The organism is Streptomyces sp. NPDC051776 (assembly GCF_040681345.1).
Lineage (GTDB): Bacteria > Actinomycetota > Actinomycetes > Streptomycetales > Streptomycetaceae > Streptomyces.
The window spans coordinates 93,351-108,981 of the sequence record NZ_JBFAYQ010000005.1 but is presented as its reverse complement, the minus strand read 5'-3'; the positions used below and the strand labels follow the sequence as shown (position 1 = coordinate 108,981).

Here is a 15,631-nt window from a genome sequence, read left to right as displayed (position 1 = left end):
CTCTTTCCTGCGCTCTTCCCTACGCCGTTCCCGGCGCCCTTTCCGGTCGACGTCTCGTCGTCGCCGTCCCCGGCCCGGTCAGATGATGCCGAAGAGGATGCCCGCCGCGAGCACCACCAGCGACGTGAGCGCGGCCCACTTCACCGTAAACCTCGTGTGGTCGCCGAACTCCACCCCGGCCATGCCGACCAGCACGTAGACGGCCGGGACGAGCGGGCTCGACATGTGCAGGGCCTGGCCGATGAGCGAGGCCCGTGCGATCTCGACCGGTGCGACGCCGTGCGCGGCTCCGGCCTCGGCGAGGATCGGCACGATGCCGAAGTAGAAGCCGTCGTTCGACATGAAGTAGGTGAAGGGGATGCTCAACACGCCGGTGACAAGCCCCATGTGCGGGCCCATTCCCTCGGGGACCGCGTCGACGACCGCCCGTGCCATGTGCTCGACCATGCCCGTGCCGGTGAGGACGCCGGTGAAGACCGCGGCCGCGAAGACCATCCCGGAGACGTTGAGGACGTTGTCGGCGTGTGCCGCGATACGGGCCTTCTGGTCGGGCATGTGGGGGAAGTTGACCGTCAGGGCGATGGCGGCGCCCAGCAGGAAGAGCACCGGGATCGGCAGCGTCTGCAGCACCAGCAGCGTGATGAGCGCGGCGGTGAGGGCCGCGTTGAACCAGTAGAGCCGGGGCCGCAGGGTGGGGCGGTCGGGGTCGAGGACGGCGGCCTCGCGACCGGCGGGTCCGCCATCCCGGCCTTCCGCGCCACTCCTGCCGTCGCCGCTGTCGCCGCCTTCCGCATCCGTCCCCGAGCCGGAGCCGGAGCCGGAGTCGGAGCCGGCGAGGCTCTTCGAGGGCCGACCGCCGGGGCCCGCGCCCGGACCCGTACCGGACGCGGCGCCCGTGCCGACCAGCACCTGCTCGGACTCCGCCGCACGTTCTTCCGGCCCCGCCGCGGTGACGTCACCGGGCTCGCGGTCCTCGTCCAGGGTGAGTACCCCGAGCCGCCTGCGCTCGCGCAGCCCCAGGACGTAAGAGAGGCCGAAGACGAAGAGCAGGCCGACGCCGAGGGCGGGGATCATCGGGACGAAGATGTCGCCCGCGTCCAGCTTGAGCGCGGTGGCGGCGCGCGCGGTCGGGCCTCCCCAGGGGAGAGTGTTCATCACGCCGTTCGCCGTGGCCGCCACGCCGGTCATCACGACGAGGCTCATCTTCAGCCGCTTGTAGAGGGGCAGCAGCGCGGAGACCGTGATCATGAACGTCGTGGAACCGTCGCCGTCGAGCGAGACGATGGCCGCGAGGATCGCGGTGCCGACGACGACGCGCATCGGGTCGGCTTTGCAGAACCGCAGGATGGCCCGGACGATCGGGTCAAAGAGACCTACGTCGATCATGACGCCGAAGTACACGATGGCGAACATCAGCATGGCCGCCGTGGGCGCCAGGTCACCGATGCCCTTGAGTACGTAGTCACCGAGCCGGGCTCCCTGGCCCACCAGGACACAGAACAGCGCGGGGATGAGCACCAGCGCCGCCATCGGGGACATTTTCTTGGTCATGATCAGCGCCAGGAAGGCGGCGATCATGACGAATCCGAGGATCGTCAACATGAGGACACCTATCGTTCGCCCGTGAACTCCACCGTGGGGTTCGGCGGTCCGGACGACCGTAGGCGGCGCGTTTCAGCCCCAGCAAGACCCGAAGGCGTGAGCAATAAGCGCAAAAGCCCTGGTCACAAAGGTGCGTGGGCACGCCGCCCGCCCGGGCCCGCACCCGGGCCCCCGCGCACCGACCACCCATGCGACCCGCCCCCACAGCGCCCGGGCACCCGGACACCGACCACCCGGGCCCCCGCCCGAACTGCACCCGGACACCGACCACCCGGGCACCCGCCCGAACTGCACCCGGACACCGACCACCCGGGCCCCCGCCCGAACTGCACCCGGGCCCTCCGCGCGGGCCCCCGCCCGCGCCCTCACCGGTGCCCTCCGCGCGCACCCCGGCGCGGGCATCACCCCGCCGAAGCCACCTGCACAGGAAACCCGTTGAGCACCGCCGTGCCCGACAGGGGATCGAGGCGCGTGCCGTCCAGGAGCTGGTTGACGTTCACCCCGGCGTCCTCGGACGCGACCGCGAGGCGCGTCCCCGGCCGGTCGTGCCCCCAGCCGTGCGGCAGGCTCACCACGCCCGTCCGTACGGCGTCGGTCACCTCGACCGGCACGAGCAGTTCGCCGCCGTCTCCCTTCACGCGCGCCGCCCCGCCGTCGGCGAGGCCGAGCCGGGCCGCGTCGTCGGGGTGCATCTGCAGCGTGCAGCGGTTGCTCCCGCCCCTGAGAGCGGGGACGTTGTGCATCCAGCTGTTGTTGGACCGCAGATGGCGGCGGCCCACGAGCAGCAGCCCCGACGGGCGCTCCGCCAGCGCGGCACGGAGCCTCGGCACATCGGCCGCGATGGGCGCGGGGCACAGTTCGACCTTGCCGCTGCGGGTCCTCAGGACCTCAGGGATACGGGACTTCAGCGCTCCGAGGTCGACGCCGTGGGGGTGGGCGAGCAACGTCTCCAGGCTCAGACCGACCCTCCCCTGGCTCCCGGCGTGGGGCACTCCCGCGCCGCCGAACCCGTCCCCGTACGGTCCGAGGCGCAGCATGAGGTCGAGCCGCCGCTCGGCTCCGGTCCTGCCGGCCAGGCGCGCGGCCAGTTCACCCGGGTCCCTGCCGTGGACGGGAGAGTGCGGATCGGCGACGGCCTTCCCCAGCAGGGTGTCGATGGCCATCGCGTCGACGTCGGCGGGCCCGGCGGAACCGTGCAGACCGCTCACGCACAGCACCAGGCGGGCGAGGATCTCGCACTCGTCGGGACGGCCGTCGGGCAGCGGGACCGCCTCTCGGGTGTAGCGGGCCTGGTTGCGGACGGCGAAGTTGTTGAACGCGAAGTCGTGGTGCGCCGCCTGCGCGGGCCTGGGCGGTGGCAGCACGACGTGGGCGTGGCGCGACGTCTCGTTCAGATACGGGTCGACGCTGACCATGAAGTCGAGGCCGCTCAGAGCGCGGTCGAGGCGGTCGCCGTCGGGTGCAGAGAGCACGGGATTGGCTGCCACCGAGATCACGGCCCGGACCCGGCCCTCCCCCGGGGTGTCGATCTCCTCGGCGAGCGCGGACAGCGGGAACTCGCCCTTGGCCTCGGGGTGCCCACTGACCCGGCTGTGCCAGCGGCCGAGCGCGAAGCCCTTGCCGGGTTTGGGTCCCCCATGCCGGAGGCCAGGGGACGGGCGGGGCGCGCGGGCGGTGGCGGCGAGCGGGAACATGGCGCCGCCGGGCCGGTCGAGGTTGCCGGTGAGCGTGTTGAGCACGTCCACCAGCCAGTTGGCGAGCGTGCCGAATTCGACGGTGGAGCTGCCGACACGGCCGTAGACGGCGGCCGTCGGGGCCGCGGCCAGCTCCCGGGCGATCGTACGGATCTCCTCCGCCGTCACGTCGCACGCCGCCGCGACGGCCTCGGGTGTGAACGCGGCGATCAGGGCGCGGACGTCCTCCAGCCCGTCCACGTGCCCCTCCAGCACCCCGAGGTCGGTCAGTCCCTCGTCGAAGAGGACCTGGACGAGGGCGGCGAGGAGCAGGGCGTCCGCGCCGGGGCGTACGGCCACGTGCCGGTCGGCGAGCCTGGCCGTACGCGTGCGGCGCGGGTCGATGACGGTGAGACCGCCGCCGCGGCGGCGCAGCGCCTTGAGGCGGCCGGGGAAGTCGGGGGCGGTGCACAGGCTGCCGTTGGAGTCGAGCGGGTTGGCGCCGATCAGCAGCAGATGGTCCGTACGGTCGAGATCCGGTACGGGGATGGCGAAGGCGTCGCCGAAGAGCAGTCCGCTGGAGACGTGCTTGGGCATCTGGTCGACGGTGCTCGCGGTGTAGAGGTTGCGGGTGCGCAGGGCGGTAAGCAGCAGCGGCGGATAGAGCGCCCCGGCCATGGTGTGGACGTTCGGGTTGCCGAGGACGACCGCGACCGCGTCCGGTCCGTCACGCTCGATCAACGGCCGCAGCGCCGCGGCCACCGCGTCGAAGGCCTCTTCCCAACTCGCCTCCTCCAGGCGCCCGTCACGGCGTACGAGGGGCCCCGTGAGCCGGTCCGGGTCGCCGTCGAGCTGCCCGAAAGCGGCACCTTTCGGGCAGATGAACCCTGCGCTGAAGACATCGTCCCGGTCGCCGCGGACGCCGGTGACCCGGTCCTCGCCGTCGATCGTCAGCGTGAGACCGCAGGTGGCCTCGCAGAGGGGGCAGATGCGCAGAGCGGTGCGGCCGGCGGTGTCGGACATGGTCCCTCCCGGTGGGACGGCGGCTGGCGACGGCGGTGGCGAGGACACCATCCCTGACCATACCGACCGGTTGGCATCCTTGTCAGTCGGGTGGCCGGACGGCATGACGGGGAGCCCCACGAGACACGAGGGATATGGCATGCGCAGGGAAGCGGCACACGAGCACAGACGGGACGCGCGGGGGCACGACCCACGAGGGCGCACGGAACTCGCTGGGGCACGACCCACGAGGGCACACGGGACGCGCGGGGGCACGACCCACCACGCCACACGGGACACGCCGGGGCACGGCCCACGACGGCACACGGGACGCGCGGGGACACGGCCCACGAGGGGATACGGCACACGCCGGGATCACGCAGCAGGGGATACGGGGCACGAACGCAACGGGACCCGCGGGGACACGGCACACGAGCGCATACGGGACTCGCGGGGGCTCGGGCATCCCGCCCCGCGGCGAGCGCCCACGGAATGGCCTGCACGGGGCCCGGCCCACCGGTTCAGTCGAGGACGCGCGCGAGGTAGGCGCGCAGCAGTTCCTTCGTTTCGGCGATGATCTCCGGATCGCCGGAGGGCTCGTTGCGGAACGCCAGTTGGAGCAGTGCGTCGGAGGCCTCGACGCACACCACGAACACCCGCATCAGATCGTCGTCGTCGGCGCTCCTGCCCAGCGGTTCGGCCAGGAGGGTGCAGAGCCGCTCCGCGACCAGGGGGTTGGCACCACCGGGCGGGCGACCGGCCGGGGCGGGCACACTGAAGTCGAGCAGCGCAAAGCCCGGCATGTCTGTCTTCATGCCGACATAGACGTCGAGGACGATGTCCATCGCGCGCCGCCAGTCCACCGTCCCGGCCGCGTCCAGCGCGTCCGCGACACGGGCGATGTAGACGTCCAGATTGCGATGCGCCAGCGCATCGGCCATGGCGCGCTTGTTGCTGAAGAAGCGGTAGACGGATCCGATGGGCACGCCCGCTCGTACGGCGACGTCCCGCGTACTGAGATCCTCGTAGCCGGTCTCATCCAGAACTTCGGCACAGGCGTCGAGGATGCGGGCGAGGCGGTCGGCACTGCGCCGTTGGACGGGCATGCGCCGCAGGGGCGGGCCGGGCCGCTTTTCCGGGTGATCCGTCGGCTGATCCGTCGGCTCTTCTGTGGTCGGGTGCACGGCCCCATCATGCCGCGACGCGTCGTTGACGCACCCTCGCGGTGATTCCTATGGTCTGACATAGGAATCGTTGAGCGGCGGGAGCACGCAATGAGCGGCACGGGCGGCGAGCAGGCGAGGAAGACGGCCGAAGGGCTGGCATACCTCTCGGGATTCGGCAATGAGCACAGCTCCGAGGCGATCCCCGGGGCCCTGCCCGTGGGCCGCAACTCACCCCAGCGCGCGCCCCTCGGGCTCTACGCGGAGCAGCTCAGCGGCAGCGCCTTCACCGAGCCGCGCCACCACAACCGCCGCTCCTGGCTCTACCGCATCCGCCCCTCGTCCGCCCACCCGCGATTCAGCCGTATCGACAACGGCGCGCTGCGCTCCGCGCCGTTCGACGAGACGGTGCCCGACCCCAACCGGCTGCGCTGGAACCCCCTGCCCGAGCCGGACGGCCCGGCCGACTTCGTCGAGGGGCTGTGGACGCTCGGCGGCAACGGCGACGTGACGCAGCGCACCGGCATGGCCGTCCACCTCTACGCCGCCAACCGCTCCATGACCGACCGGGTCTTCTCCGACGCGGACGGTGAGCTGCTGATCGTCCCCGAGCGGGGCGGGCTGCTGCTGCGCACCGAGTTCGGCATGCTGGGCGTCGAGCCCGGCCGGATCGCGCTGATCCCTCGCGGTGTCCGCTTCCGCGTCGAACTGCTCGACACCACGGGTGAGGGTGCACCCGCCGCCCGCGGCTATGTCTGCGAGAACTACGGGCAGCCGTTCACCCTGCCCGACCTCGGGCCCATCGGCGCCAACGGCCTGGCGAACCCGCGCGACTTCCTCGCGCCCACCGCCGCGTACGAGGCCACCGACGGCCCCGTCGAGGTGATCAACAAGTTCTGCGGCAACCTCTGGTCGGCCACCTACGACCACTCACCGCTCGACGTCGTCGCCTGGCACGGCAACCATCTGCCGTACGTCTACGACCTGCACCGCTTCAATGTGCTGGGCACCATCAGCTACGACCACCCGGACCCGTCGATCTTCACGGTGCTCACCTCGCCCTCCGACACCCCGGGCCTCGCGGGCGTGGACTTCGTGGTCTTCGCGCCGCGCTGGCTGGTCGGCGAGGACACCTTCCGGCCGCCGTACTTCCACCGCAACGTGATGAGCGAGTACATGGGCCTGATCGAAGGCGCCTACGACGCCAAGGCCGAGGGCTTCGTCCCGGGCGGCGGCTCGCTGCACAACATGATGTCCGCGCACGGGCCCGATCGGGAGACCTTCGAGGCGGCGAGCGCCGCCGAGCTGAAGCCGCAGAAGATCGACGACGGCCTGGCGTTCATGTTCGAGACCCGCTGGCCGGTGACCGCCACCGGGCAAGCGCTGTCGGCCGGCCATCTCCAGCCGGGCTACGACGACGTGTGGCAGGGTCTGCAGCGGAACTTCCGTCCGTAGCACGGCCGCCCGAGAACCAGCGGAGCCACCGTGACCGCCTTCGCCCCCGACTCGCTCGTCCTGAACCGCAAGCTGCCGCTCTGGTACCAGGTCTCGCAGTCCCTGCGCGCCTCGATACTGGGGCGCCGCCCGGACGCGCCGCTACGGCTGCCCACCGAGGGCAGCCTCGCGGAGCACTACGGCGTGAGCGTGCTGACCATGCGCCAGGCGCTGAAGGAGCTGGAGGCGGAGGGGCTGATCAGCCGCCACCGGCGGCGCGGCACGTTCATCGAGCCGGCCGCCCGCCCCGGCGCCCCCGTACGGCTGCTGGGTTCGGTGGACGCCATCGTGGCCCAGCAGTCGGGCGAGTCCGCCACCGTGCTGGACCACGGGAGGGAGCCCGTACCGATGGAGCTCGCGGAGCACTTCCCGGGCGCGGAGGAGGTGATGTCCTATCGGCGGCTGCGCTGCGACGGCAGCAGCGGCGAACCGACCAACTGGGCCGAGAACGTGGTGCTTCCCGAACTCGCCGAGCGCATCGACCTCGATGTGCTGACCCGCTGGCCGATGACGAAGGTGCTGCGCGACGTCGTGGGCGTGGTGATCAGCCGCATCACGGACACGGTCGAAGCACGGCTGGCCGACCCGGAGACGGCGCGGCTGCTCGGAGTGCCGCTGCTCAGCCCGATCCTGCACTACACGGGCGTGACGTACGACGACGAAGGGCGCGTCGTCGACGTCGCCCGCATCCACTACCGGGGCGACCGCTTCTCCTTCACGGTCACCCTCGACGCGTAGTGCGGACCGCGCCCCGGCCCTTCAGTCCGTTCCGGGGCGCAGCACCGGCCGCAGGGCGTCCAGCACGGAGGCGTCCTCGATCGTCGAGGGCACCGGCTCCTCGCGGCCCTCGGCGATGGACCGCATGGACTTCCGCAGGATCTTCCCCGAGCGGGTCTTGGGCAGCCCGGCGACGATGTCGACGTCCTTGAACGCCGCGACCGGGCCGATCTCGGACCGGACGGCCGCGACGAGTTCGTCGCGCAGTTGCTCCGGTCCGATGTCGGCTCCCGCCTTGAGCACGACCAGGCCGCGCGGCACCTGGCCCTTGAGCCGGTCCTTCACGCCGATCACGGCACACTCGGCGACCGCGGGGTGGGCGGCGAGCACGGCCTCCATGGAACCGGTGGAGAGTCGGTGCCCGGCAACGTTGATCACGTCGTCCATGCGCCCCATGACGAACAGGTAGCCGTCCTCGTCGAGATATCCGCCGTCCCCGCTGAGGTAGTAACCCTCGAAGCGCGACAGGTAGGAGTCGACGAAGCGCTGGTCGTCGCCCCAGAGGGTGGGAAGCGTGCCGGGCGGCAGCGGCAGTTTGATGCAGATCGCGCCTTCGCCGCCGCGCTCCGTCTCCTTGCCCGTCTCGTCGAGGATGCGGACGTCATAGCCGGGGACGGGCACCGTCGGGGAGCCGGGCTTGATCGGCATCGGCTCCAGGCCGCGAAGGTTGGCCGCCACCGGCCAGCCGGTCTCGGTCTGCCACCAGTGGTCGACGACCGGGACCCCGAGGGTGTCCGTGGCCCACTGGTAGGTCTCGGGGTCGAGCCGCTCGCCCGCGAGGAAGAGGGTGCGGAACCCGCTCAGGTCGTGACCGGCCAGAAGCCCTGCCCCGGGGTCGACCTTCTTCACGGCCCGCAGGGCGGTCGGGGCGGTGAACAGCGCCTTCACCCCGTGCTCGGCGATCACCCGCCAGAACGCACCGGCGTCCGGGGTGCCGACGGGCTTGCCCTCGTAGAGCACGGTGGTCGCACCGATCAGCAGCGGCGCGTAGACGATGTACGAGTGGCCGACGACCCAGCCGACGTCCGAGGCCGTCCACCACACGTCCCCCGGGCCGATGTCGTAGATCGCCGACATCGACCAGGCCAGGGCGACGGCGTGCCCGCCGTTGTCCCGTACAACTCCCTTGGGGCGGCCGGTCGTTCCGGAGGTGTAGAGGACGTAGAGCGGGTCGGTCGCGGCCACCGGCACGCAGTCGGCCGGTTCGGCGCCCGCCGTCAACTCGTCCCAGTCCAGCTCGACCCACGGCACATGGTCCTTGCGGAGATCGGCGCGGGACTGTTCGCGCTGCAGGACGACGACGGCGTCCGGCCGGTGCGCGGCCAGCGCCAGCGCCTCGTCCACGATGGGCTTGTACTCGATGATGCGGCCCGGCTCGATGCCGCAGGACGCGGAGAGGACGACCTTGGGCCCGGCGTCGTCGATGCGCGCGGCCAGCTCCTTGGGAGCGAATCCGCCGAAGACGACGGAGTGGATCGCACCGAGGCGTGCGCAGGCGAGCATCGCGACAACGGCCTGCGGCACCATCGGCATGTAGATGACGACCCGGTCGCCGGCGCCGACGCCCAGACCGCGCAGCGCCCCGGCGAACCGGGCCGCCTCGTCACGCAGTTCGGCGTAGGTGAAGGAGCACCGCTCCCCCGTGTAGGCCGAGTCGTGGATCAGCGCCGTACGGTCGCCGTGCCCCGCATCGATGTGCCGGTCGAGCGCGTTGTGGCAGGTGTTGAGCCGTCCGTCGGAGAACCAGCGGTAGAACGGCGGCCGGGTGGCGTCCAGGGCCCGCGTCGGCGCCCGCTCCCAGTCGATCGCCTCCGCCGCGCGAAGCCAGAACCCGTCGGGATCACTCAGACTGCTGCGGTGGGCGTCCTCGTAACGTGCCACGTCAAGCTCCTGATTCCTCGGCTTTCCCTCAGTGTGACCCACTTCGGTGGCCCGGGCCCATGATCCACACCTCTTGATCCGATTCGGGCACCACTCGGGCACGGCCCGTGCCCGAGTGGTGCCTGCCGGCGAGAACGGCCCTGCGCCGCGGCCCGACTACGGGACGGGGCCGCGGGTACGATGCGGGACGACGCGACGGGCGAGGCGGTGGCTGGTGCGGCCGCCATCGGGGAGGACGACCGCGTGATGGCGGAGCGGGACGGTGGACGGGGCACCACGCCGTCCCCGGGCGCCCCACCGGCCCGGGAGACCGCACCGGCCCAGGACGGCACGCCGGCACCCGCTCAGGACAAGGAACCGGCACGGGACACCGGACCGGACCGCCGCGCCGCACCGGCCCCTGGCCCCATGTCCCCGTACGACGTCACGCCCCCGCACGACGCACCGCTGCTCGCGGATCTCATGCCCTGGTCTGTCGCGCCGCTGCGGACGGGGCGCGCCTGGCCGCTCGCACCCGACCCCGCCTCCCTGAAGGCCCGCTGGAACGCGCTGCTGCGTGCGCCGGACGCGGCCGCGCGCGAGGCGTTGTTCCAGCGCTCCCGCGCCCGTACGGTGCACATCGCCGTGCCCCAGCTCCCGGGCCATGCCGCCCCGACCGTGCCCGTCGCCGGGGAGAGCGGGCCCTGCGCCGAGCCGGTCCGGGTGCTGCACGGCCCGTTCGACCGGCAGTGGCTGATCCCCGACCACCGGCTGATCGACGTGGCGCGGCCGGAACTGTGGCGGGTCGCGGACGGGCACCAGATCTTCGCCGTGGAGCCGGGTCATGTGCCGCACGACACCGGCCCGGCAGTGGTCTTCTCCGCGCTGCTGCCCGACGGGCGGTCACCGGCGGGCCGTCCCGGCCGCATCCGCCCGCTCCACCGCCGTCCCGGCGGCCGCGAACCCAACCTGGCCCCGGGGCTCCTCGACCACCTCGCCTCCCTGCTCGGCCTTCCCGTCTCGCCGGTGGACGTCCTCGCATGGGTGGCCGCCGTCTCCGGCCGCCGCCCCGAGGGCGTGGCCGTCCCTCTGACCGCTTCACCCGAGACATGGCGTACCGGTGTCGCCCTCGGCCGGAGGCTGCTGTGGCTGCACACGTACGGCGCACGGTGCGCGGCAGCGGCGGGTGAGCGGCCCAGGCTCCCCGGCGGCAGGCGGCCGTACGTACGGGCAGCCGTCCCGCCGGATCTGCATGCCCGTCCCGGCGCCCTCACCCACGATGGGGAGGAGGAGACGCTCCATCTCGGCCCGGGTCGTATCGCCCCGGTGCCTGCGGCCGCTTGGGAGTTCCACGCGGGCGGTGTACGGGTGCTGGAGCGGTGGTTCGAGGTGCGGACCGCTCCGGGGACCCCCGGCACGCTGGACGCCGTACGGGCCACCGCGTGGCCGCAGGAGTGGACTTCCGAGCTGCTGGAGCTGATCACGGTGCTGGCGATGATCGCCGAACTGCGGCCGGAGCGCGCCGCACTGGCCGCCCGGCTGGCCGACGGCCCCAGTCATGCCGCCGTGGACCTGCGCCGCGCGGGCGTGCTCCCGGCACCCGCCGCGGCCCACGGCCCGGCGTCGGTGCTGGACCACCACGAGGAAGGCCCGAACGGCCAGTTCGCGCTGTTGTGACGGCGCCCCGGACAGGGGCCCGTGCTGCTCCGACGCGGGCTCGCGCGGAGCGGGCCCGCCGCGCCGGTGGGGACCCCCGTGGCGCACGCGGCGCCGCAAGCGATAGGACCGTGGCCATGGACAAAACCGTGCCCCAGCCGCTCCCGCTGGACGGGATCACCGTCGTCAGCGTCGAGCAGGCCGTCTCCGCCCCGTTCGCCACCCGGCAGCTCGCCGATCTGGGAGCCAGGGTGATCAAGGTGGAACGGCCGGACGGCGGCGACTTCGCGCGGGCCTACGACACCTCAGTGCACGGACTCGCCTCGCATTTCGTCTGGGCCAACCGCGGCAAGGAGTCGATCGCGCTCGATCTGAAGGACGAGCGGGGCCTGGAGATCCTCCGCCGGCTGATCGGAGAGTCCGACGTCTTCGTACAGAACCTCGCCCAGGGCGCGGCGGCCCGGCTCGGCCTGGACGCTGCCACGCTCTGCGCCCGCCACCCGCGGCTGATCGCCGTCGATGTCTCCGGCTACGGCCCGGACGGCCCCTACGCGCACAAGCGGGCGTACGACATGCTTGTGCAGTGCGAGGCAGGGCTCGTCTCGGTGACCGGAACCCCGGAGCAGCCGGTCAAGGCGGGGGTTCCGGCCGCCGACATCGCCGCGGCGATGTATGCCTTTTCGGGGGTGCTGGCTGCGCTGCTGCGCCGCGGGGTCAGCGGCCGCGGCGGCCCGGTCGAGGTCTCGATGTTCGACGCCCTCGCCGAATGGATGGGCCATCCGCTGTACTTCGGGATGTACGGGGGCAGGCCGCCCGCGCGGACGGCGCTCGCCCACGCCGTCATCGCCCCGTACGACGCCTATCCGACGGCCGGCGGCCCGCTGGTGCTGCTGTCGGTGCAGAACGACCGGGAGTGGCGCCGGCTTGCCCAACAGGTGTTGGAGCGACCGGAGTTGGCCGAGCATCCGGACTTCGCGACCAATGTGGCCCGCACACGCAACCGGGCGCAAACGGACGCCGCTGTCGGGGAGTCGCTGGCCCGGCTGACGTCCGACGAGGCGATCACACGCCTGGAGCGGGCGGGTATCGCCTGCGCCCGGCTGAACGGCGTCGCGGAACTCGCCGATCACCCGCAGCTAGCCGCCCGGAACCGTTGGCAGGTGACCGGTTCACCGGCCGGGCCGCTGCGGACGCTGGTGCCGCCGATCACCCTGCCCGGTTGTGAGGAGCGGCGGGCCGGTGACGTGCCGGGGCTCGGGGAGCACACCGACGCGCTGCTCCGCGCCCTGGGGATGACGGACGCTCAGGTCGGTGCCTTGCGCCGGGACGGTGTGGTCGCCTGAGGGGAACGATGCGGTGTGGTCACCGGGGCTCTCGCTGCGGCCGCCGGAGGACCCAGGCCGTCGGGATCGGCGGCCGACGGCCTGGGTGGGGAGCGAAAGGCGTCAGTGGTTGCCGAAGAGCGAGCGGCGCAGCCGACGTAGCGGCGCGAGGAGCTTGACTCGCGCGCCCTTGTTCGTCCGGGAGCGCTGCACGTCGTGCGACGCTATCTCGCGCATCAGCAGGGTGGCTTCCTCCGCCTCGCGCTGCGGCACGGCAGGGCCGGACAGCACGGCGAGATGGCGGTCCAGACGCGTACTGGACGCGCTGCTTCCGCATTTGATCGCAGGTACGCGGGCCCTGCTGTGCATTGCTATCTGTTCCATGAGACTCCCCACCCAAACGAGGGCACCCGGCCCGGGCAGATTAACCCTACCGTCCCGTCACGTCACCCGCGCATCCAAGGCGCACGGATTCACCTTCCCGGCAAGGGTGTTGACGATTCCGGCCCGAACCGCGGTACGGGAACAACCAGTTCGCCGTTGAACCCGATCACGCCCTCTGGGGCGGGACCCGACCGTCAGGGCCAGGGCCCCGCCCCTGATGAGCACGCCCACGGAAGGGCGCACCCACGGCTCAGCGGCGCAACGGTCCCTCGCAGCTGTAATCGGAGCTGCCGGCCTGCCCTGTGTCCCGGATCTCGACAGGGCCGAAGGAACAGTTCATGTCCTCGAAGTTGGTGGCCGCCGTTCCGGTGCGGTCGAGGATGAAGTGATCCACCGTTTCGGACATGTCCTTGAAGACCTGGCTCGCGTCCCCGGGGTCGGAGAGGTTGGCGGTGATCCGGCCCGTACAGACGAAGCGGGGCTTGTCGGTACCGCCGTCGTCGATGAAGCGGCGCTCGTCGGTACCGCCGTCGTCCTTGCACACGGGAGTGTTCTGGGTGGCGGCGGCGAACGCCGACCGGACCTCGTCGGGCCGGGCGAAGCGGAGCTTGTCGTTCGGGACGTGGACCGTGTCGGGGACGAAGAGGTCGTCGGCCTTGGGGATGTGCTCGTCGAGGAAGGCGTCGTAGCCCTGCTGCAGGGCGGAGTCACGGCCGAGCCGGTCGCGCCAGGCGTCGAAGGCGGCCGGGTCGTCGGCACGCAGATGGCGGTACATCTCCTGCAGCAGCGCGGGGTGTTCGCGCCAGAGGAACTCGTAGAACGTCCCCGCGTACGCGTAGAAGCGGAAGCCGTCCCCGTCGTAGGTGGCGTGCAGGAGCTGGTCGACGGTCATGCGGGGTCCCCCGCCCGCGGTGTCCTCGATGATGCTGCGGACCAGCGACTTGCGGACGGCTATGCCGTCGTCGCGCGTGGATCCGTCGAAGAATTCGGCGGTGCCCTCGTCCATCGCGGTGGTGCGGTCGCCGGTGTACCAGGGGCCCTCGCCGAAGTAACCGGGAACGGCGAAGCGGCCGTTGAGGTAGTGCACGTACTCGTGGCGGAACAGCTCCTCCAGGGTGAGGCGGGAGTCCTCGGGAACGCGCCGCTGGTAGGTGTAGAAGGTCGCGCCGCGCTCGATGTACATCCCGCCGTTGTCGGTGCTCAGACCCGTGAGCAGCGGCTGGTAGACCTCGTAGTCCTTGCGTGAGGCGTACAGCACGATGGTGAGGGTGGTGTTGGTGTCGCCGGCCAGGGGTTCCCGGGTGTCGACGACGCGGTGGAACTGCGCCCTGACCTGCTTGCTCGCGTAGTACAGCTGGTCGACGACGGCCCGGTCGAGGCCGGTTCGGACCTTGATGGCGCCGTTGTCGTAGACGTAGGTGTGCGGGAAGATCTTCTTCTCGATGTCCTCCTTGCAGACGCTGTACGGCTTGCAGGCCTCGAAGAAGATGAGCCAGGAGACGACCTTCGCCCAGGGCTCGCTGGCCTCGCCGAAGTTCCGTGTGGCGGCGGCCAGAAGGGGCCCGAGGTCGCGGACGATGCCTTCCTTGAGGGCGGCCACCTGGCCGAAGCGCCCGTACTCGCCGAGCGCGTCGCGCACCACCCACGCGTTGTCGGTCCCCTTGAGGTGGGTGTAGCCGGCGAAGGTCTTGAACGCGGCGCGGTACGCGGCGTCGGCCGCGACGGCGGCGTGGAAGGCGGTGTCGTTGTTGCCCGGGTAGATGCCCAGGTAGTTGACGGAGAGCCCGGCGAGGGTGGCGCCTGCCCAGGCCGGGTCCCGGTTGGTGTCGGTGTGGTAGCTGTCCATGGTGGCCAGCACCTTTTTGATCAGGGCGAGTTGGTGCTGGCGCAGACCGGGTGCACTGGCGGCGTAGAGCGCCTCGCGCAGGGTGTCGGCGTTGGTGCGGGTGACGTCGAACGTCCTGGCAGCGGTGCCGAAGGCGTGCACCGCCCGGCGCATGGCATCGACGGTGGGCGGGTCGGTGACGTCGATCTCGTCGCGCGAGAAGTCGTGGTAGGCCACCGCGTGCAGATACGTGAACATCTCGTACAGGTGGCTGCCGTTCTTCCCGTCGTGGGCGGGGGCGAGCGCGGATATTCGACGGGAGACGGCCTGGACGTGGGCGTCGGACATGACCGGGGCGAGCCGGGCGTCCCACGTCCAGATGAGGTCGCGAAGGCAGCCGTCGGCGGTGACCGCGGGGTCGGCAAGGAAGTCGGCGAGCTGTTCGGGGCCGAGGCCGGTGATGCCGTCGAGGGTGCAGGGGGCTACGGCGGGCACGCGTGCGGTGCGGCGTTCCTCGGCTTCTTCGGCGTCTGCGGGCCGGGGATGCGGCCCCTGTCGGTGATGCCGCCGGGGGCGGGCGCCGGGTGAGCCGTCGCCTTCGGAGCCTTGGCGAGGCGCTCGACCTCGTCGAACGGGTTGGTGGCCGGCGACCCGGCACGGCGGCCGGCGTCACCGGGAGCGGCCGGGGCGGACGGCTCCTGACGGTTGGTCTGCTGCCGGGCTTGATGAGCGGCGGCCTGTGCGGTCCGGGCGGCCGGCAGGACAAGGCCGGTCGCGAGGGTGGTGGCGAGGGTCGTGGCCAGCAGGATTCTGCGTGACATACACGGATGCGACACCTGAATCTCCTGGAGGGTGTGGGGAGTTGGGGGGACG

The 15,631-nt window shown here is 71.8% G+C and carries 11 protein-coding genes; 4 read left to right on the top strand and 7 right to left on the bottom strand.

The annotated features are described in order from the left end of the window. Positions 1 to 78: 78 nt before the first annotated feature. The 3 genes from AB0M26_RS06535 to AB0M26_RS06525 form a co-directional block, all read right to left on the bottom strand. Positions 79 to 1,602, bottom strand: a complete 1,524-nt coding sequence (locus AB0M26_RS06535) for a citrate:proton symporter (protein WP_365255472.1) — start codon at positions 1,600 to 1,602, stop codon at positions 79 to 81. A gap of 401 nt (positions 1,603 to 2,003) precedes the next feature. Then, entirely contained in the window at positions 2,004 to 4,298 is a 2,295-nt protein-coding gene (locus AB0M26_RS06530) for a molybdopterin oxidoreductase family protein (RefSeq protein WP_365255469.1), read from the bottom strand. A gap of 500 nt (positions 4,299 to 4,798) precedes the next feature. Next, a complete protein-coding gene (locus AB0M26_RS06525; protein WP_365255858.1) occupies positions 4,799 to 5,383 on the bottom strand; it encodes a TetR/AcrR family transcriptional regulator in 585 nt (194 codons plus the stop codon). A gap of 168 nt (positions 5,384 to 5,551) precedes the next feature. Between AB0M26_RS06525 and hmgA the strand changes: the two genes are divergently transcribed. Further along, positions 5,552 to 6,895, top strand: a complete 1,344-nt coding sequence (hmgA, locus tag AB0M26_RS06520; protein ID WP_365255466.1) for a homogentisate 1,2-dioxygenase — start codon at positions 5,552 to 5,554, stop codon at positions 6,893 to 6,895. A gap of 30 nt (positions 6,896 to 6,925) precedes the next feature. Further along, positions 6,926 to 7,672 (top strand): GntR family transcriptional regulator, encoded by a 747-nt coding sequence (locus AB0M26_RS06515; protein ID WP_365255463.1) that lies wholly within the window; start codon positions 6,926 to 6,928, stop codon positions 7,670 to 7,672. A gap of 21 nt (positions 7,673 to 7,693) precedes the next feature. Here the strand turns inward: AB0M26_RS06515 and AB0M26_RS06510 are convergent, their stop codons facing one another. Continuing rightward, complete coding sequence (locus tag AB0M26_RS06510) at positions 7,694 to 9,634, bottom strand: propionyl-CoA synthetase (protein ID WP_365255460.1); 1,941 nt, start codon at positions 9,632 to 9,634, stop codon at positions 7,694 to 7,696. A 366-nt stretch (positions 9,635 to 10,000) separates the two neighbouring features. Between AB0M26_RS06510 and AB0M26_RS06505 the strand changes: the two genes are divergently transcribed. Beyond that, complete coding sequence (locus AB0M26_RS06505; protein ID WP_365255855.1) at positions 10,001 to 11,248, top strand: type ISP restriction/modification enzyme; 1,248 nt, start codon at positions 10,001 to 10,003, stop codon at positions 11,246 to 11,248. Positions 11,249 to 11,364: 116 nt separating this feature from the next. Beyond that, positions 11,365 to 12,570 carry a CaiB/BaiF CoA-transferase family protein gene (locus tag AB0M26_RS06500; protein WP_365255457.1) on the top strand — a complete coding sequence of 402 codons (1,206 nt, stop codon included), beginning with the start codon at positions 11,365 to 11,367 and terminating at the stop codon, positions 12,568 to 12,570. Between the two features lie 102 nt (positions 12,571 to 12,672). Here AB0M26_RS06500 and AB0M26_RS06495 read toward each other — a convergent pair whose 3' ends face one another. The 3 genes from AB0M26_RS06495 to AB0M26_RS06485 all read right to left on the bottom strand — a co-directional run bounded on the left by AB0M26_RS06495 (position 12,673) and on the right by AB0M26_RS06485 (position 15,579). After that, on the bottom strand, positions 12,673 to 12,933 hold the full coding sequence (locus AB0M26_RS06495) for a hypothetical protein (protein ID WP_365255454.1): 261 nt from the start codon (positions 12,931 to 12,933) through the stop codon (positions 12,673 to 12,675). 250 nt (positions 12,934 to 13,183) lie between these two features. Next, on the bottom strand, positions 13,184 to 15,253 hold the full coding sequence (locus AB0M26_RS06490) for a collagenase (RefSeq protein WP_365255451.1): 2,070 nt from the start codon (positions 15,251 to 15,253) through the stop codon (positions 13,184 to 13,186). Next, positions 15,241 to 15,579 carry a hypothetical protein gene (locus AB0M26_RS06485; protein ID WP_365255448.1) on the bottom strand — a complete coding sequence of 113 codons (339 nt, stop codon included), beginning with the start codon at positions 15,577 to 15,579 and terminating at the stop codon, positions 15,241 to 15,243. Before AB0M26_RS06485 ends, AB0M26_RS06490 begins: the two co-directional genes overlap by 13 nt. Positions 15,580 to 15,631 lie beyond the last annotated feature (52 nt).